This window comes from Pseudomonas sp. 13B_3.2_Bac1 (assembly GCF_025466205.1).
Lineage (GTDB): Bacteria > Pseudomonadota > Gammaproteobacteria > Pseudomonadales > Pseudomonadaceae > Aquipseudomonas > Aquipseudomonas fluorescens_H.
On sequence record NZ_JANLOG010000091.1, the window covers coordinates 85926 to 104965 of the forward strand.

Sequence of the window (19040 nt, forward strand, 5' to 3'; positions counted from 1 at the left end):
GGCATTCACTCACCATGACGCCAGCTGCTTGCTGGCGTCATGGTTTAACACTCGCTCAAAGGAATACACATGGATTGGCTGACCAACCCCGAAATCTGGGTTGCCTTCTTTACCCTGACCGCCCTGGAAATCGTTCTGGGCATCGATAACATCATCATGATTTCGATCCTGGTCAGCCGCATGCCCAAGCACATGCAGCAGCGCACGCGCATCTTCGGCCTGGGCCTGGCGATGATCACGCGGATCCTGTTGCTGCTGTCGATCACCTGGGTCATGCGCCTCACCGCCGACCTGTTCGTGGTGTTCGGCCAAGGCATTTCCGGGCGTGACCTGATCCTGTTCTTCGGTGGCCTGTTCCTGCTGTGGAAGAGCTCGCAAGAGATGTACCACGCGCTGGAAGGCGAAGACGAAAGCGGCGACGAGCCTTCGGGCAAGGGCGGCAACTTCCTCTACACGATCATCCAGATCGCGATCATCGACATCGTGTTCTCGCTGGACTCGGTGATCACCGCTGTCGGCATGGTTTCCCATGTGCCGGTGATGGTCGCGGCAATCGTCGTCGCCGTGCTGGTAATGATGGCGGCCTCGGGCAAGATCAGCGAGTTCATCGACAAGCACCCGTCGCTGAAGATGCTGGCGCTGTCGTTCCTGCTGGTGGTCGGTACCGTGCTGATTGCCGAGTCGTTCGACGTGCACGTACCGAAAGGCTACGTCTACTTCGCCATGGCGTTCTCGCTGGCGGTGGAAGCGATCAACATCAAACTGCGCGGCGCGATGGCCAGGAAGAAACAGCAGCAAGATCCGGTGAAACTGCGCAAGGACGTTCCGGGGCAGTAATCCGGTAGCCCTAAATCACGCAACACCCCTGTGGGAGCGAGCCTGCTCGCGAAGACGGAGTGTCAGTCGACAACAATGTTGGCTGACCCAGCGCTTTCGCGAGCAAGCTCGCTCCCACAGTTGTTCAGGGGTACTGAAGAATCCGGGGCAGCCGTAATACCTGTAGGAGTGAGCCTGCTCGCGATCGCCGGTCCGTCAGTAAACAACGATGTTGAAGTTGATGGCCCTATCGCGAGCAGGCTCACTCCTACAGGGGACCGCGTTGATTTCAGATGAGGTGAATAAACCCATTTACATGACACTTTTGTTTCAATCCGCACTTTAGCTGTGCAATGCTGGCGCCCAGTCCGTTAGCCAACTACAGCTTAAGTATCAAAAACGTAGAAACCGCGCGGTACCGTCAACTTGCCCCTCTGGGGCGCTGCCATTACAGGGGGTCTGCATGCTCACCCTGCTCAATTTGCTTTCTGCCGTGGCCCTGCTGATCTGGGGCACGCATATCGTCCGAACCGGCATCCTGCGGGTGTACGGCACCAATCTGCGCCATGTGATTGGCCAGAACATGTCCAAACGCTGGCTCGCGTTCGTCGCCGGCATCGTCGTGACCGCGATGGTGCAGAGCAGCAACGCCACCGCCATGCTCGTGACCTCCTTCGTCGGCCAGGGCCTGATGGCGCTGACCCCGGCGCTGGCGACCATGCTCGGCGCCGACGTCGGTACCGCGCTGATGGCGCGGGTGCTGACGTTCGATCTGTCGTGGCTGTCGCCGCTGCTGATTTTCCTCGGGGTGATTTTCTTTCTGTCGCGCAAACAGACGCGGCTCGGGCAGATGGGCCGGGTGGCGATTGGCCTGGGACTGATCATTCTCGCGCTGCAATTGATCGTCGAGGCCGCTGCGCCGATCACCCATGCCCAAGGGGTGAAGGTGATTTTTGCCTCGCTGACCGGCGACATTCTGCTCGACGCCCTGGTCGGCGCGTTGTTCGCGATGATTTCCTATTCCAGCCTCGCTGCCGTGCTGCTGACCGCAACGCTCGCTGGCGCCAGCGTGATCAGCCTGCCGGTCGCGATTGGTCTGGTGATCGGCGCCAACATCGGCAGCGGCGTGCTGGCGTTCATGAGCACCAGCATGCAGAACTCGGCGGGCCGGCAAGTGGCGCTGGGCAGCCTGTTGTACAAGCTGATTGGCCTGCTGCTGATCATCCCGGTGCTCGATCCGCTGGTGCACTGGATGGACGGCCTGGATTTCAGCCCGCAGGAAATGGTCATCGGCTTCCACCTGCTCTACAACACCGCACGCTGCCTGATCCTGCTGCCCAGCGTGGCGCCGATGGCACGGCTGTGTGCCTGGCTGCTGCCGGAGCGTGCGGAGGTCAACGGCACCGCCAAGCCGCGCCATCTCGATGCAACGGCGCTGGTCACCCCGAGCCTGGCGCTGGCCAATGCCGCCCGCGAGACCCTGCGCATGGGCGACCTGATCGACAACATGCTCGACGCGATGCTCGATGTGCTGCGCGGCAAGCAGACCGCCATCACCCAGGAAATGCGCCGTCTGACCGATGACGTCGAAGCGCTTTACAGCGCGATCAAGCTGTATCTGGCGCAAATGCCCCGCGAGGACCTTGGCGAGCAGGACAGTCGGCGCTGGGCGGAGACCATCGAGCTGGCGATCAATCTGAAACTGGCCAGCGACCTGATCGAACGCATGCTGCGCAAGGTGCAGCAGCAGAAGACTTCGCAGCGTCGCTCGTTCTCCGAGGACGGTCTGGAAGAGCTGGCCGGGTTGCATCAGCAACTGATCGCCAACCTGCGCCTGGGCCTGTCGGTGTTCCTCAGCGGCGACAAGGAAAGTGCTCGGCAACTGCTACGCGAGAAACGTCGTTTCCGCGCACAGGAACGCCGTTTGGCCCATGCGCATGTCAGCCGTTTGCAACGCAAGATCGTGCAGAGTCTGGAAACCAGCTCCCTGCATCTGGAGTTGATTGCGGATATGAAACGCTTGAATTCGCTGTTTTGCAGCAGTGCTTATGTGGTGCTGGAAACCTCGGACACCGGGGCGCTGGAGTCGGACGATATGGTAGACATTACGCATTCGCCTTGAACGTCTGGGGCTCGGGCCAGTCAGTAACATTGATTCAGCCTTAAGACCTTCGCGAGCAAGCTCGCTCCCACATTTGAAATGCATTCCCCTGTGGGAGCGAGCTTGCTCGCGAATGCCGGCCTGAATAGCGACACGGATCTCCAAATCAGCCGTATGGAAGCCTGTTATGCGTTGCCTGTTGTTCGCCTGTCTGTTGCTCGGTTCCCTGCCCGCCTTCGCTGTTGATCGCTTTCAGGTCGAAGGCTATGCGCTGCCCAACGGTTTGCAGCTGTTGCTCAAGCCCGGCACCGAACGCGGGCATGTGGCGATTCGTCTGGTGGTGGGCGTTGGTCTCGACGATTTCGATTGCGATGAAAAAGAGCTGCCGCATCTGCTTGAGCATCTGCTGTTCAGCGGCGTCGATGCCACGGGCGAAGGCGGCCTCGAGGAGCGCATGCAGGCGCTGGGCGGTGAGTGGAACGCGTTCACCGGCAACGCCGACACCACGTTCGTCATCGAGGCCCCGGCGAAGAACCAGCGCAAGGTGCTCGATCTGCTGCTCGACCTTTTGACCCAGACCCGCATCGACGACAACGCGATCAACGCCGCCAAACGTGTGGTCGAGCGTGAGGACGGCGGCCATTACACGCGCCTGCAGCGCTTCCTCGACCGCCAGGATCTGGGCCACACCGCGAGCAATCAACTGGCCGTGGAACTGGGCCTGAAATGCCCGCAACGCGCCGAAGTCGGCCATCTGACCCAGGAGCAACTGGAGAAGGTGCGCAAGACCTGGTACGCGCCGAACAACATGACCCTGATCGTCGTCGGCGAGCTCGACAAACTGCTGCCGGCCTATCTGGAGCGTACTTGGGGCGCGCTGGAAGCGGTGGACCCGGCGGAGCATCGTGAGCTGCCGGACATCCGCACCAGCGCCGCCCATGAACGCACCCTCACCCGCGGCTTCATCGGCGACAGCGCCAAGTTGCACTGGCTGGTGCCGGAGCCGATGCTCGACGATCAATACGACGAGACCTTCGACATCCTCAAGGACTACCTCGACTGGGCGCTGTACCGGCAGATCCGCCTGAACCATGGCTTGTCCTACGGGCCGTGGGCCGAGCGTGAAGTGTTTGGCGGGGTCGGGTTCATGAGCCTCAACGCCGATGTGGATCGCGATGACCTCGCTGAAGCCCAACAGGTGCTGGAAGACCTCAAGGCCGATCTGCTGAAAAACGGTCTCGACCCGGACACCTTCGCCCGGATCAAACAAGCCGCCATCGCCCATCAGGCCTGGGCGGTCCAGGGCAACAGCGCGATGGCCGATTACTACTGGAGCGCGCTGGGCGACTACGAAGACGGCCGCTTCGCCAACCCGGCCCGCGAGCTGCAAGGCGTGACGCTGGAAACGGCGAACAAAGCCATGCGCGAGTTGCTGTTGCAACCGGGGTATCTGCGGATCGAGAAACCGTTGCTCAGCGATGATGAGGTGTTGTGGCTGGTGGCGGGAGGATTGGGCGTCGTTCTGCTCATTCTGGTGGGTTGGCGCTTGCACCGCCGTAAGCCAGCCGAACACTGAACCTGTGGGAGCGGGCTTGCTCGCGAATGCGGTGTGTCATGCAACACCTGCACTGACTGATACGACGCCTTCGCGAGCAAGCTCGCTCCCACAGGGATCCGTGGTGATTTTACTGACCGGGAGCCTCGCCACGTCGCCCGGCGGACGGTACTCTGTCGAGGTTTTTTCCTATCCAGTCGTGAACTGCCCACATGCCGAAAATCCCCCTCCTGATCCAGCGCATTCTAGAGCTGATGAAGCGCTATCCCGGGGTGATTGCGCTTGGCGGTTTCATCTCCGGGGTCGGCAGTTTCATTCTGGTCGACCGCCAGCAGGGGCTGGCGAGCTGGATCACCATCATCATGCTGCTCAGCTGGATCTGGCTGATGCTGGAAAACACCCTGACCGGCCTGTTCACGCGCATCTTCAAGCGGGAAATCCCCCAGCCGCTACTGCGTTACGCGACGCAGATGATCCACCAGGAAAGCCTGTTTTTCGTCCTGCCGTTCTTCTTCATCACCACCACCTGGAACAGCGGCCAACTGATCTTCACCGGGCTGCTGTGCATCGCCGCGTTGATCTCGATTGTCGATCCGCTCTATTACAAATGGCTGGCGCCACGGCGCTGGGCGTTTCTCGCGCTGCACACCCTGACTCTGTTCGCCGCCCTGCTCACCGCGCTGCCGGTGATCATGCACCTGACCACCGCGCAGAGTTTCAAATGGGCGCTGGGTACGGCGGTGGTGCTGTCATTCCCGAGCCTGGCGTCGATCTTCCCGATCCGCACGGTGCGCAACGCGCTGGCGATCCTGTGCATTACCGTCGGCATCGGCGCGGTCGGCTGGACGCTGCGCTCGTGGGTGCCGCCGGCGACGCTGTGGATGACCGACGTAGCGATCAGCACCCAGTTGCAGGATCGCACACCGGGCGACAGCCTCGAACAGGTCAGCGCCGAGCAGATCCGCAACGGCGGCCTCTACGCCTACACCGCGATCAATGCGCCGCGCGGGCTGGATGAGCGGATCTACCATGTGTGGCAGTTCAATGGTCAGGAAGTCGACCGCATCGCCCTCGATATCCACGGCGGGCGCAAGGAAGGCTATCGGGCGTGGACGCACAAGCAGAACTTCCCCGGCAACCCGGCGGGCAAGTGGCAGGTGCGGGTGCTGACCGAGGACGGTCAGGTGATCGGCGTGCTGCGTTTCGAAGTGACCGACAGCACAGCGATCAAAGAAAAGTAATCCGGTTCGTGCTATTACGTATGCCAGCGTATTTAGCCGAACAAGCACGGAGCTTATGATCAGCAGCTCAATGAGCGGTAATGCCCAGCTGGACACCTCGATCAGCCCTGCCCGCCTGCGGGTTTCCGGGGACTGGACGCTTGCCCATTACGCCGACCTCAAGCACCTGACCGAAAAACTCCGCGGCCAGTACGACGCCAATACCGTGGTCGACCTCAACAGCCTCGGCGCCCTCGACACCGCTGGCGCTTCGTTGCTGGTGGAACTGCTCGGCTCCGAGCATCTGGGCAGATCCGCCGAACACCCCGACTGCACGATTTCCCAGGCTGACCGCGCACTGCTGCAAACGGTGTATCGCTCGCTGACCGATTTCTGCGTGCCGATCAAGGAGCCGGAAGTCAGCGTCAGCGTGCAACTGCTGACCCGCATCGGGCGCGCGGTGGAAACGGTCTGGCAGGACACCCTGCAAGTGCTGGGCTTCATCGGCCTGATCCTCGAAACCATCGCCCGCAATCTGCTGCGCCCCAAGCGTTGGCGCATCACCCCCGTCGTTGCCCACATCGAACAGACCGGTCTCGACGCCGCGCCGATCGTGGCGCTGCTGACCTTTCTGGTCGGTGCGGTGGTGGCGTTTCTCGGCGCCACGGTGCTCGCCAGTTTCGGTGCGACGATATTCACCGTGGATCTGGTGGGCTTCTCCTTTCTGCGCGAGTTCGGTGTGCTGCTCACGGCGATCCTGATGGCCGGCCGCACCGCCAGTGCGTTCACCGCGCAGATCGGTTCGATGAAGGCCAATGAAGAGATCGACGCGATCCGCACCCTCGGCCTCGATCCGATGGAGCTGCTGGTGGTGCCGCGGGTATTGGCGATGCTGGTGGCGCTGCCGATGCTGACGTTTCTGGCGATGCTCTGCGGGATCATCGGCGGCGGTGTGGTGTGTGCGGTGTCGCTGGGGATTTCGCCGGCGATGTTCCTCTCGCTGCTGCAAAGCGACATCGGTATTCAGCACTTTCTGGTCGGCTTGGTGAAAGCGCCGATCTTTGCTTTCCTGATCGCCACGATCGGTTGCCTGGAAGGCTTCAAGGTCAGCGGCAGCGCCGAATCGGTCGGCGCGCACACCACGTCTGCCGTGGTGCAGTCGATTTTCGTGGTGATCGTGCTCGATGCGGTGGCTGCGCTGTTCTTCATGGAGATGGGCTGGTGAGTCGTCTACCCCGCGCGCCCTCGGAGGCGGTGATCGAAGTCCGTGGCCTGTGCAATCGCTTTGGCAGCCAGAGCGTGCACGAGAACCTCGATCTGGATTTGTACAAAGGCGAAATCCTCGCCGTGGTTGGCGGTTCCGGCAGCGGTAAATCGGTGCTGCTGCGCAGCATTGTCGGTTTGCGCCGGCCCAGTGAAGGCAACGTGAAAGTGTTCGGCCAGAACCTGCCGAGCCTGTCCGAGCATGAGCGTTCGCTGGTTGAGCGACGTTTCGGCGTGCTGTTCCAGAAAGGCGCGCTGTTCTCCTCGCTGACCGTCACCGAGAACGTCGCCCTGCCGCTGATCGAACACGCCGGCCTGAGCCGCAACGACGCCGAGCACCTGGCGGCGGTGAAGCTGGCGCTGGCCGGGCTGCCGTTGTCGGCGGCGGACAAATACCCGGCCTCGCTGTCCGGCGGGATGATCAAGCGCGCCGCACTGGCCCGGGCTCTGGCACTGGATCCGGACATCCTGTTTCTCGACGAACCCACCGCCGGCCTCGACCCGATTGGCGCGGCAGCGTTCGATCAACTGATCCTGACCCTGCGTGATGCGCTGGGTCTGAGCGTGTTTCTGGTGACCCACGACCTCGACACGCTCTACACCATCACCGACCGCGTGGCAGTGCTGGCGCAGAAGAAAGTGCTGGTGGCCGGCCCGATCGATGTGGTCTCGGAAACCAACGACGCGTGGATTCACGAATACTTCCACGGCCCGCGCGGCCGCTCGGCGCTGGACGCCGCCAAATTGCTCAACGAGGTCTGACATGGAAACCCGAGCCCATCATGTGTTGATCGGCCTGTTCTCAGTGATTGTCGTGGCAGGCGCCCTGCTCTTCGGCCTGTGGCTGGCCAAGTCCAGCGTCGACAGCGAGTTCAAGGATTACGAAGTGGTCTTCAACGAGGCGGTCAGCGGCCTGTCCAAGGGCAGCCCGGTGCAGTACAGCGGGATCAAGGTCGGTGACGTGGTCAGCCTGCGTCTCGACCCGAAAGATCCCCGCCGGGTGCTGGCACGGATTCGTCTGGGCGGTGACACCCCGGTCAAGGAAGACACCCAGGCCAAACTGGCGCTGGCCGGGATCACCGGCACTTCGATCATCCAGCTCAGCGGCGGCACCCCGGAGAGCCCGAAACTGCGCGGACACGACGGCGAATTGCCGACCATCGTCGCGGCGCCCTCGCCCATTTCCCGGCTGCTCAACGACAGCAACGACCTGATGACCGGCATCACCGCCCTGCTGAACAATGCCAACCAGATGTTTTCCCCGGAGAACGTCGAGCGCGTCAGCAACACCCTGGCGCACCTGGAGCAAACCACCGGTTCGATCAACGATCAGCGCGGCGACCTGCGCCAGGCCATGCAGCAACTGGCGAGCGTCGGCAAGCAGGCCAGCAGCATGCTCGAGCAAACCTCGGCGTTGATGCGCAACGCCAACGGCCTGCTCAACGATCAGGGCAAACAGGCGCTGGGCAGTGCCGAGCAGGCGATGAAGTCACTGGAACAGAGCAGCGCCACCATCAACGGCTTGCTCAGCAAGAACCAGAACTCCCTCGACAACGGCCTGCAGGGCCTCAATGGCCTGGCCCCGGCGATCCGCGAACTGCGCGAAACCCTGACCTCGCTGCGCGGCATTTCGCAACGCCTTGAGGCCAACCCCAGCGGCTACCTGCTGGGCAGTGACAAGAACAAGGAATTCACCCCATGAAGCTGACTCACTTCGCTCTCCTCGCCAGTTTCTCCCTGCTCTCGGCGTGCTCGATCCTGCCCAAGGCCGAGCCTTCGGACGTCTATCGCCTGCCCGCCGCGCAAGCGCCCGCCTCGGCCAGCTCAGCAGCGACCCAGCACTGGTCGCTGCGCCTGAACAAGTTGCAGGCCAGCGAAGCGCTGAACCGGCCAAACATTGCGGTGATTCCCCAGGGTGATGTGATCAGCAGCTACAAGGCTTCGCGCTGGAGCGATCCGGCGCCGGTGCTGGTGCGTAATCGGCTGCTGGATGGCTTTGCCCGGGATGGTCGGGTGACGCTGCTCAGTACCGATGACAGCAACTTCGCCGCGGATCTGGAACTGGGCGGCAATTTGCAGGCGTTTCAGACCGAGTATCAGGGCAATCAGGCCAGCGTCGTGGTGCGCGTCGATGCGCTGCTGGTGCGCGGCTATGACCAGAAGATCCTCGCCAGCCGCCGCTTCGAAGAGCGTCAGCCGTTGAGCGATGTGCAGGTGCCGGCGGTGGTGGCGGGGTTTGGGCAGGCCAGTGATCGGCTGACGGCCAAGGTTGTCGCGTGGGCTGTTCAGCAAGGCCAGCAATTCACCCAACAACCCAGACCTTAAACCTTGTGCATAACCCCTGTGGGAGCGGGCTTGCTCGCGAAGGCGGTGTGTCAGTCAATATACAGGTCGACTGACCCACCGCCTTCGCGAGCAAGCCCGCTCCCACAATGGGGATTTGTGGTTAACCGAAGAACCAGTAGCAGACGCCGATGGCGCCGAGTACGCCGGCCAGTTCTGCCAGCAACGCACAACCCACCGCGTGCCGCGCCCGCTGAATCCCCACCGCACCGAAATACACCGCCAGCACATAGAACGTGGTCTCGGTACTGCCCTGAATCGTCGCCGCGACCAGTGCCGGGAAGCTGTCGACGCCGGAGGTTTTCATGGTCTCGATCAGCATCGCCCGTGCGGCGCTGCCGGAAAACGGTTTGACCATCGCGGTCGGCAATGCATCGACGAAACGTGTGTCCCAACCGGCCCACTGCACCAGATGCCGAATGCCGTCGAGGCCGAAGTCCAGCGCTCCGGAAGCACGCAGCACGCCGATCGCGCAGAGCATCGCCACCAGATACGGCAGCAGGTTCTTGGCGACGTCGAAGCCCTCCTTCGCGCCCTCGACGAACGCCTCGTAAACCTTGACCTTGCGTAACGCGCCGATCAGCAGGAACAGCATGATCAGGCCGAACAGCGTCAGGTTGCCAAGGATCGACGACAGCCCGGCCAGCGCTGTGGCCGACATCGTCGCCAGCAGCGCCATGAAGCCGCCGAGGATCAGTGCGCCCGGAATCAGATAGGCCAGCACCACCGGGTCCCAGATACGCAGGCGCTGCATGAACGCCACCGAGAGGAAGCCGACGATGGTCGAGCAACTGGTCGCCAGCAGGATCGGCAGAAACACCAGGGTCGGGTCCGGGGCGCCTTGCTGGGCGCGGTACATGAAGATCGTCACCGGCAGCAGGGTCAGCGACGAGGCGTTGAGCACCAGGAACAGGATCTGCGCGTTGCTGGCGATGGTCGTGCTGGGGTTGAGCTCTTGCAGCGCTTTCATCGCCTTGAGGCCGATCGGCGTGGCGGCGTTGTCCAGGCCCAGGCCATTGGCGGCGAAGTTCAGGGTGATCAGACCGAGGGCCGGGTGACCGGCCGGGACTTCCGGCATCAGCCGCAGAAACAGCGGGCCGAGCACCTTGGCCAGCCATTCGACGATCCCGGCCTTTTCGGCGATGCGCAGAAAGCCCAGCCACAGGGTCAGCGTGCCGAACAGCAACACCATGACCTCGACCGAGAGTTTGGCCATGGCGAAAATGCTTTCCACCATCGCTGCGAAAATCCCGGCGTTGCCACCGACCAGCCACTGCACCAGCGCAGATATTGCTGCCACGACGAAGAAGCCAAGCCACAGGCCATTAAGCATCAGTCAAATCCCCCGGAAGATGCGGCGAATGATAGCGGGGTCGCCAGAAACGACAAACCCCGGATTGCTCCGGGGTTTGTCGGTAAGGCTTGCATCAGTCACTGTGGGAGCGAGCTTGCTCGCGAAGGCGGTGTGTCAATCAACATAATTGTTGGATGTGCCGGCCTCTTCGCGAGCAAGCTCGCTCCCACAGGGGTTTGCATTATGGCTTGGAGATCTCGCCAGCCGGCAGTTTTTCCTTGCTACGCCAGTGCGGCAGGGAGTTCCAGTAGCGCTCGCCCTTGGCGTCGTCGTACATGCCTTCCCAACGCGCGATAACCAGGACTGCCAGGGCGTTGCCGATCACGTTCAGTGCGGTACGCGCCATGTCCATGATGCGGTCGACACCGGCGATGAACGCCAGGCCTTCCAGTGGGATACCCACGCTGCCCAGAGTCGCCAGCAGCACCACGAAGGACACGCCCGGTACGCCGGCGATGCCTTTGGAGGTCACCATCAGGGTCAGTACCAGCAGCAGTTGCTGGCTGATCGACAGGTCGATGCCGTACAGCTGGGCAATGAAGATCGCGGCGATCGACTGGTACAGGGTCGAACCGTCGAGGTTGAACGAGTAGCCGGTCGGTACCACGAAGGAGCAGATGGCTTTCGGTGCGCCGTAGGCTTCCATCTTCTCGATGACGCGTGGCAGCACGGTTTCCGAGGAGGCAGTGGAGTAAGCCAGGACCAGCTCATCCTTGAAGATGCGCATCAGCTTGATCACCGAGAAGCCGAACAGCTTGGCGATCAGGCCCAGCACCACGAAGGCGAAGAAAGCGATGGCGACGTAAACCAGGATCACCAGTTTGGCCAGCGGCAGCAGCGAGGCGAAGCCGAAGTTGGCCACGGTCACCGCGATCAGGGCGAACACGCCGATCGGGGCGTAGTTCATGATCATGTGGGTGACTTTGAACATGCTTTCCGAGACGCCCTGGAACATCTTCACCAGCGGCTCGCGCAGGTCCGACTGCAGACTCGACAGACCGAGACCGAACAGCACGGAGAAGAAGATGATCGGCAGCATCTCGCCGCGGGCCATGGCCGCGAAGATGTTCGACGGGATCAGGTTGAGGATGGTCTCGATGAACGCGTGTTCATGCTGCACTTCGGCGGCGGTCGCCTGGTACTTGGAGATATCCACTGTGCCCAGGGTGCTCATGTCGATGCCGGCGCCCGGGTGGAACACGTTGGCCAGCACCAGACCGACGATGATCGCGATGGTGGTGACGACTTCGAAGTAGATGATGGTCTTTAGGCCGATACGCCCGAGCTTCTTGGCGTCGCCCACGCCAGCAATGCCGACGATCAGGGAAGAGATGACGATCGGGATCACGATCATCTTGATCAGACGGATAAAGATATCGCCTGCCGGTTGCAGGACGTTGCTGATCCACCAGGCTTTCTCGGCACTGAAGTGGTTGAGCAACGCACCGATTGCAATCCCTAATACCAGACCGATGAGGATCTGCCAGGCGAGGCTGAGTTTTGCCTTCTTCATTATCTTTACCCTTACTTGCGTTTGACTCAGGCACATGCAGGAACTGGAACGCTCTTTCAGCGGAAAAGTCTGTGCATCTGCCTCCGTATAAGGTGCCCCGAAGCGCGTGTTTACGGCTCTTCGGCAGGCGAAAAAAGGCGCAACTATTCCGATGCAAGGTTGCGCCGTCTAATGCCGTAAACGCCTACCCTATGCCGAATCGGCATGAGCTTTTTTAATTGAAACTGGCGTCCCAACCGGTTCGATTACGACATTTCAGCCGGCATAAGTGCCGTGAACCGGCCATTACAGCCGAGGTTGGTTATTTTTTGAACGAGTGAATTCGTCGGAAAATTTAGGAAAAAGCCTACATTTGCAGACTAGATCTCCCACTGTTTAAAGGGACTCTTTCTCGATATACGGTCGCCAGGAAACACCGCGAAATGTTTTCGCGCGCAGTGTGAGGCATTAAAAGACGAGCAGGACGCTCTAGATCAATGTTTTTGCATCGGACAAAGCTCAGCGCAAGTCCGTCGAACCGCTGTGGGTCGGCGAACCTGCGTCGCAGCTTTTACCCTGACCCGGCCCTCGCGCAGGCACTCCCTGTACCCGTAGGTCACTCCGACCCTGTAACAGTCAGAACGTCCCGGCCCCCTGGTCATGCGCCGGCCTTCCTCGGGCAGGCGCAATAAAGGGCAGCGGGGCGCTGCCCTCATGTTCGAATCAGTACCAGTTCGGATCTTTCTTCAGCGTTTCCATCAACAGGTTTTGCATGCCCTGATTCGGTTTGCCAAGGAAGCGGTAGGTCGCATGTCGCGTGGGCGACTTGTCGGCCGGCAATCCTTCGGGCACATCGACGAGCATGGCGTACGCGTCTTTCTTGTCGAAGCTGAAAGCCACGATCAAGCGATGGTTGAGGCACTTGTCTGCGGATTCGCAGAGCGGCCCGACCAGGTACTTGTCGCCATCTTCAGTCACGGCATTCATCTGCTGGTCTGGTGTGCCGGACAGGTTCATCACCCATTCCGGCAGGCGTTCTTCGTGCTTCACAACGCCTTGCCAGGTGTCCCGGTATTGCGGGTCGGAGCTGAGCAGCTCGTTGACCCGCGCCTGGCCATCATTGGCCGCCATCGCCATGGCACTACCGCCCATAAGCAGGGCGGCTGCCAGTGTCTTTAAAGCAATCATCGTTAACCTCGGCCGCGACGGCCAAAGAAGAAGGAAGCGATGAACATCACCAGGAACACGACAAAGAGAATCTTGGCGATACCCGTGGCGGTGCCCGCGATACCACCGAAGCCCAGTACGGCGGCGATGATGGCAATGATCAAGAATGTAATTGCCCAGCTCAACATGGTGATTCTCCTTACTTCTCTATTTAGGGATATTGCGTGTTCCGGCGCGATGCGCCCGAATTCTTCGGTTCGTCAGAAAACCCAGCGCTCTTCACGTGGCAGTTGATCCAGCGGCTGTGGCTGATCGACATCCATCATGCGCATCGAGGCGCTTTCGGCCTGACTGCTGCTGACGGCGCTGAAGTGCGTCTGCGTGCTGTGTTGAATCGAGATCAGCGGCTCAGGCTTCTGGCTGTTTTCCCAGCTCAGGTATTGCTGGCAGGCGATCAGGGTGATCAACAGCGCAAGTACGCCAAACAGGCCTTGCTGAATATGCAGTGGCGAGATACGCACTTGGGCGGCACGTTGGCGAGTCATCCTGGGTTCCTCACTCTTATTCGGTGGGGGCAGTGGAATCTGCCCGGGCTGAATGAGTTATTGCAGGCTGCATGCCAGTTTTTTATTTGAAAAATATTCAATAAAATCAATGAGTTATAAGTGATGAAAATTCAGCGACGGACGCATCCTGCACGATGGGTCGTCTACGGTCGTGCGGAATGCACGATTATTTCGTAGGAGATTTCATTCTTATTGAATTGAGAGCACGTCCCGGATGTCAGAAAAGTACGCAGGGAACCCCCTGCAAATCGGTGATTGTTTAAAAACTCAACAAAATCAATGGATTGGCCGTTAATGCAGGAGAGAGCTACCCTCCTATGGCTCGCATCGTTCAGAATCAACCATGCAACTTGCCCGATTTTTCCGGGACTAACCCAAGATCAATCACTATGGAGCGTAGGAAAAATGGAATCTGCCACTGAGCATCAAGGCCGCATTCTGCTGGTGGACGACGAGTCCGCCATCCTGCGAACCTTTCGTTACTGCCTCGAAGACGAAGGTTATACGGTGGCCACCGCCAACAGCGCGGCCCAGGCTGAGGCATTGTTGCAACGTCAGGTGTTCGACCTGTGCTTCCTTGATTTGCGTCTGGGTGAAGACAACGGTCTCGATGTACTGGCGCAGATGCGCGTTCAGGCGCCGTGGATGCGCGTGGTGATCGTCACCGCGCACTCGGCAGTCGATACCGCCGTGGACGCGATCCAGGCGGGCGCCGCCGACTATCTGGTCAAACCGTGCAGCCCCGACCAGTTGCGTCTGGCCACCGCCAAGCAACTGGAAGTGCGCCAGCTCTCGGCGCGCCTGGAAGCGCTCGAAGGCGAGATCCGCAAACCCAAGGACGGCCTCGACTCCCACAGCCCGGCGATGAAAGTCGTGCTGGAAACAGCACGTCAGGTCGCCGGTACCGACGCCAACATCCTTATCCTCGGCGAATCCGGCACGGGTAAGGGCGAACTGGCCCGGGCCATTCACGGCTGGAGCAAGCGTGAGAAGAAATCCTGCGTGACCATCAATTGCCCGTCGTTGACTGCCGAGCTAATGGAAAGCGAGCTGTTCGGCCACAGTCGCGGTGCGTTTACCGGCGCCAGCGAAAGCACGCTTGGTCGAGTCAATCAGGCTGACGGCGGTACGCTGTTTCTCGACGAGATCGGCGATTTTCCGCTGACATTGCAACCCAAGTTGCTGCGTTTTATTCAGGACAAGGAATACGAGCGGGTAGGGGATCCGGTGACCCGCCGCGCCGATGTGCGGATTCTTGCGGCGACCAACCTCAACCTTGAGGACATGGTACGCGACGGGCGCTTCCGTGAAGACCTGCTCTATCGCCTCAACGTAATCACCCTGCATCTGCCGCCACTGCGCGAGCGTGCCGAAGACATTCTGACCCTGGCTGACCGTTTCCTCGCGCGCTTCGTCAAAGAGTACGCGCGTCCGGCCCGGGGCTTCAGTGACGAGGCCCGAGAGGCGCTGCTGGGTTATCGCTGGCCGGGCAACATCCGTGAGCTGCGTAACGTGGTGGAGCGCGCGAGCATCATTTGCCCGCAGGAACGCGTGGAAATCAGCCACCTGGGCATGGCCGAGCAACCGGCGAACAACGCACCACGGGTCGGCGCGGCGCTGAGTCTCGATGAGCTGGAAAAAGCCCACATCGGCGCGGTGCTGGCGACGGCAGGCACCCTCGATCAGGCGGCGAAAACCCTGGGCATCGATGCGTCGACCCTTTATCGCAAACGCAAGCAGTACAACCTGTGAGCGCCCGACGATGAAGCTGGCGATGAAGTTGCGCACTCGCTTGTTCCTGAGTATTTCTGCGCTGATCACGGTCGCCTTGCTCGGGCTGTTGCTCGGGCTGGTCAGCGTGATGCAGATGGCCGGTACACAGGAAGCGACGATCCGCAGCAACTTCGTGACCCTGGATCTGGGGCTCAAATTGCGCCAGACCCTCGGCGACCAATTGGTGCTGATGCTGGCTGAAAAGCCCGATCCCGCGGCGTTCGAGGCGTCCAAGCAGCATTACCTGCAATTACTCGATGAAGGCATTTCGCAGGAGGCAGACGGCGATGGCCGACAGTACGGGTTTACCCAGGCCAAAGCCGATTACCTGAGTTTTCTCCAGGCGTTCGAGCAGTCGCGTGACCCAGGCAACGTGCTCAGTGGCAACAGCGAACTGAGAGAGCGCTTCAACACCTTGCGCAACGGTCTGATCGCCGAACACAAGCATGCGCTGGACAACATCAACGCGGTACAGCATGACGCCCGGGAGCGGGCGCTGCTGGTCTCAGGCTTGCTCGGACTGGTAGGGCTGGCGGTGTTGATCATCGGGTTTGTCACTGCCCATGCGATTGCCCGGCGCTTCGGCGCGCCGATCGAGGCGCTGGCGCAAGCGGCGGACAACATCGGCCAGGGCAATTTCGAAGTCACGCTGCCGATTTCCTCGGCGATGGAAATGAACCAGCTGACCAAGCGCTTCGGCCTCATGGCCGAGGCGCTGCGCGAGCATCAGGCGACCAATATCGACGAGCTGCTGGCCGGCCAGCAGCGCTTGCAGGCGGTGCTCGACAGCATCGACGACGGTTTGTTGATGATCGACCGCGAAGGGCATCTGGAGCACCTCAATCCGGTGGCCCAGCGCCAGTTGGGCTGGGACAGTGACCGCTTGGGGCAGGGCCTTGGCACTGCGCTCGAGCGCCCGGAGCTCGACGCGCAACTGCAACTGGTGCTGCGCGGCGGCACCCTTGAGCGCGCTCCGGAGGATTTGAGCATCGAGGTCGATGGCGAATCACGCTTGTTGACCTATAGCCTGACTCCGGTCAGCCACACCCAGGGGCATATTCTTGGCGCGGTGATGGTGCTGCACGACGTCACCGAGCAGCGCGCCTTCGAACGGGTACGCAGTGAGTTCGTGCTGCGCGCCTCCCATGAGCTGCGCACGCCGGTCACCGGCATGCACATGGCGTTCGGGCTGTTTCGCGAGCGGGCGAAGTTTCCCCCGGAGTCACGGGAGGCGGACCTGCTCGACACGGTCAACGAAGAGATGCAGCGCCTGATGCAGTTGATCAACGACTTGCTCAACTTCTCGCGCTATCAGAACGGTTTGCAGAAACTCACCCTGGCGCCGTGTTCCATCGAAGATTTGCTGGAGCAGGCGCAATCGCGTTTCGCCGATTCGGCGGCGGCCAAGGGCATTGCCTTGAACGTCGAAGTGCAGGGGCCGTTGCCGCGTCTGCAGGCCGATCAGGCGCAACTTGAACGGGTGCTCGACAACTTGATCGACAACGCCCTGCGTCATACCGCCCGCGACGGGCAGATCCGCCTGCAAGCGCGCCGGCATGGCGAGCGGGTGATCATCAGTGTCGAAGACAACGGCGAAGGCATTGCCTACGGTCAGCAGGGGCGGATTTTCGAACCGTTCGTGCAGGTCGGGCGCAAGAAGGGCGGCGCCGGCCTTGGCCTGGCACTGTGCAAGGAAATTGTGCAGTTGCATGGCGGGCGGATGGGCGTCTATTCGCGGCCGGGGCAGGGCACGCAGTTCTACATGGCGCTGGCGGTCTAGGCTTCGTCGTCCAGCCGGCGCCCGGCGAGGCGCCGTCCACGGGTGATCAGTTCGATGAACTGCACCGCGCTCAGTGCCTGGGCGAACAGCCAGCCCTGACCGAACTTGACCCCCTCACTGCTGAGAAACACCGCTTGTGCTTCGTGCTCGATGCCCTCGGCGATCACCTTCAGATCCAGTGCCTGCGCCATGTGAATGATGTGCGGAGCAACGCCGCTGCTGGCGGCGTCATGGCCGAGGGCATCGATGAAGGCCTTGTCGATTTTCAGGCAATCCACCGGCAGCGTCTGCAGATAGGCGAGGCTGCAGTAGCCAGTGCCGAAATCATCGATCAGCACCTGGTGGCCTACATCACGCAAGGCTTGCAGGTTCTCCCGCGCCACCACCACGTCGATCAGCCCGCGTTCGGTGACCTCAAAGGCAATCTGCCGCGCCGCGACCCGGTGCAGGGTCAACAGCTTGGCCATGACCTGACCGATGCGCGGCACCATCACGTCGCACGCGGCGAGATTGACCGAGATATACAGCTGCGGGTTGGCGCGCAGCACCGGCCCCAGTTGTTCAAGCAGCCGTTGCAGGACGAAATCGGTCATCTGGCGAATCTGCCCGGTGTTTTCCGCCATGGGGATGAACAGGTCGGGACTGGTCAACGTACCGTCCGGCCGGCGCCAGCGCAGCAGGGCTTCGGCGCCCACGCAGTTGCGGCTGTCGAGGTCGAAGATCGGTTGATACAGCACTTGCAGTTCGCCGCGACGAATCGCGCCCTGAAGCTCGGCGTCCAGCGACTGACGCTGGCGCACCAGCAGAAACACCAGAAACCCCGACAACGCTCCAAGCAGCAGGCAGACCGGCACCATCCACCACCAGACGGTGGGAATGTGCATGCCGGTTCGTGGCGTGATCAGCACCAACTGGTATTCCGGATTTTTAGTTGGCATGCGGTAGATTAGCCGTGACTGGGTGACTTGCAGGGCCTCGCGGCTTTTTGGCGGCCAGGCCTCGGTCGGTGGCCATGCCTGGGCTTTGCCGAGTACCGGAATAGCTCGCTTGCCGTGATCGAGCACCACCAGCAGGCTGCTGTCCGGTGGCAAGTCGACCATGTCAGTCAAATGCCCACGGGATGTGGCCACGCGGAAATTGCCGCGCCCGAGCATCAGGGCTGCGCGGTTTTCATCGGGTTCGGTGGTTGTGTTGAGCCAGTAGCTGTAAGTCGGGCCTTTGATGTCCGGCGCACGGACGACCGACAACCCTTCTTGCCGGGGCCGGTTGGAGCAGATTCGCTTGCCGTCCATGTAGGCCGCTTCATAGACGAAGCGATAGTTGAAGGTGACCTGTTGCAGGGTGGCGATCATTTCGTCATCGCAACTGCGTAACGGCTGCGCCTCGAGGTCGTCGAGACTTTCGCGCAATTGCCCGAACAGTTGCTCCAGACGAGCCAGAAAACGCTCGCCCTGAGCGTTCATCTCCTGGCTCTCGTTCTGTTCGATCTGGTGCATGGCGAAGAACATCCCACCGGTGATCAGCAGCGCAGCGCTGAGGACAGCCGCGATCATCGCCAAAAACCACGGGCGATAGAACCAGCTACGCAGCGTCGCTCGGGTAGCAACCAT

At 61.2% G+C, this 19040-nt stretch carries 16 protein-coding genes; 10 read left to right on the top strand and 6 right to left on the bottom strand.

Features of this window, described 5'->3' with window-relative positions; genetic code table 11:
* Window positions 1–69: 69 nt before the first annotated feature.
* The 8 genes from NTD85_RS15050 (at window position 70) to NTD85_RS15090 (ending at window position 9280) form a co-directional block, all read left to right on the top strand.
* Window positions 70–837 carry a TerC family protein gene (locus NTD85_RS15050; protein WP_027610258.1) on the top strand — a complete coding sequence of 256 codons (768 nt, stop codon included), beginning with the start codon at window positions 70–72 and terminating at the stop codon, window positions 835–837.
* Window positions 838–1279: 442 nt separating this feature from the next.
* A complete protein-coding gene (locus tag NTD85_RS15055; protein WP_262142544.1) occupies window positions 1280–2938 on the top strand; it encodes a Na/Pi cotransporter family protein in 1659 nt (552 codons plus the stop codon).
* A gap of 166 nt (window positions 2939–3104) precedes the next feature.
* The gene (locus tag NTD85_RS15060) at window positions 3105–4493 is read left to right on the top strand and encodes a M16 family metallopeptidase (protein WP_262142545.1); all 1389 of its coding nucleotides are present in this window, start codon (window positions 3105–3107) and stop codon (window positions 4491–4493) included.
* Window positions 4494–4684: 191 nt separating this feature from the next.
* Window positions 4685–5713 (top strand): DUF5924 family protein, encoded by a 1029-nt coding sequence (locus NTD85_RS15070; RefSeq protein ID WP_201136157.1) that lies wholly within the window; start codon window positions 4685–4687, stop codon window positions 5711–5713.
* A 55-nt stretch (window positions 5714–5768) separates the two neighbouring features.
* Window positions 5769–6917: an ABC transporter permease gene (locus NTD85_RS15075; RefSeq protein ID WP_262142548.1), complete on the top strand. Its 1149-nt coding sequence runs from the start codon at window positions 5769–5771 to the stop codon at window positions 6915–6917.
* Window positions 6914–7717 carry an ABC transporter ATP-binding protein gene (locus NTD85_RS15080; protein ID WP_103483976.1) on the top strand — a complete coding sequence of 268 codons (804 nt, stop codon included), beginning with the start codon at window positions 6914–6916 and terminating at the stop codon, window positions 7715–7717. The genes NTD85_RS15075 and NTD85_RS15080 overlap by 4 nt, the downstream gene beginning before the upstream one ends.
* 1 nt (window position 7718) lies before the next feature.
* Window positions 7719–8657, top strand: coding sequence for an MlaD family protein (locus tag NTD85_RS15085; protein WP_262142550.1), 939 nt, complete (start codon window positions 7719–7721; stop codon window positions 8655–8657).
* The gene (locus NTD85_RS15090) at window positions 8654–9280 is read left to right on the top strand and encodes an ABC-type transport auxiliary lipoprotein family protein (RefSeq protein ID WP_262142551.1); all 627 of its coding nucleotides are present in this window, start codon (window positions 8654–8656) and stop codon (window positions 9278–9280) included. The genes NTD85_RS15085 and NTD85_RS15090 overlap by 4 nt, the downstream gene beginning before the upstream one ends.
* Window positions 9281–9401: 121 nt before the next feature.
* On the opposite strand, the gene NTD85_RS15095 is transcribed toward NTD85_RS15090, so the two are convergent.
* From NTD85_RS15095 to NTD85_RS15115, 5 genes are all read right to left on the bottom strand, one after another.
* Complete coding sequence (locus NTD85_RS15095) at window positions 9402–10631, bottom strand: nucleoside recognition domain-containing protein (protein ID WP_262142552.1); 1230 nt, start codon at window positions 10629–10631, stop codon at window positions 9402–9404.
* Between the two features lie 202 nt (window positions 10632–10833).
* Window positions 10834–12165 (bottom strand): glutamate/aspartate:proton symporter GltP, encoded by a 1332-nt coding sequence (gene gltP / locus NTD85_RS15100; RefSeq protein ID WP_003220280.1) that lies wholly within the window; start codon window positions 12163–12165, stop codon window positions 10834–10836.
* Between the two features lie 702 nt (window positions 12166–12867).
* The gene (locus NTD85_RS15105) at window positions 12868–13332 is read right to left on the bottom strand and encodes an inhibitor of vertebrate lysozyme family protein (protein ID WP_262142553.1); all 465 of its coding nucleotides are present in this window, start codon (window positions 13330–13332) and stop codon (window positions 12868–12870) included.
* A gap of 2 nt (window positions 13333–13334) precedes the next feature.
* Window positions 13335–13499: a DUF1328 domain-containing protein gene (locus tag NTD85_RS15110; protein WP_003177151.1), complete on the bottom strand. Its 165-nt coding sequence runs from the start codon at window positions 13497–13499 to the stop codon at window positions 13335–13337.
* Between the two features lie 72 nt (window positions 13500–13571).
* Window positions 13572–13856: a hypothetical protein gene (locus NTD85_RS15115; protein ID WP_047297449.1), complete on the bottom strand. Its 285-nt coding sequence runs from the start codon at window positions 13854–13856 to the stop codon at window positions 13572–13574.
* 426 nt (window positions 13857–14282) lie between these two features.
* Between NTD85_RS15115 and algB the strand changes: the two genes are divergently transcribed.
* Together algB and NTD85_RS15125 are read left to right on the top strand one after the other, a co-directional pair.
* Window positions 14283–15629 (top strand): sigma-54-dependent response regulator transcription factor AlgB, encoded by a 1347-nt coding sequence (gene algB / locus NTD85_RS15120; RefSeq protein ID WP_003220286.1) that lies wholly within the window; start codon window positions 14283–14285, stop codon window positions 15627–15629.
* Window positions 15630–15639: 10 nt separating this feature from the next.
* Entirely contained in the window at window positions 15640–17430 is a 1791-nt protein-coding gene (locus tag NTD85_RS15125) for a KinB sensor domain-containing domain (RefSeq protein WP_103519950.1), read from the top strand.
* Here NTD85_RS15125 and NTD85_RS15130 read toward each other — a convergent pair.
* The gene (locus NTD85_RS15130) at window positions 17427–19040 is read right to left on the bottom strand and encodes an EAL domain-containing protein (RefSeq protein WP_262142565.1); all 1614 of its coding nucleotides are present in this window, start codon (window positions 19038–19040) and stop codon (window positions 17427–17429) included. The two genes, NTD85_RS15125 and NTD85_RS15130, sit on opposite strands and share 4 nt — an antisense overlap.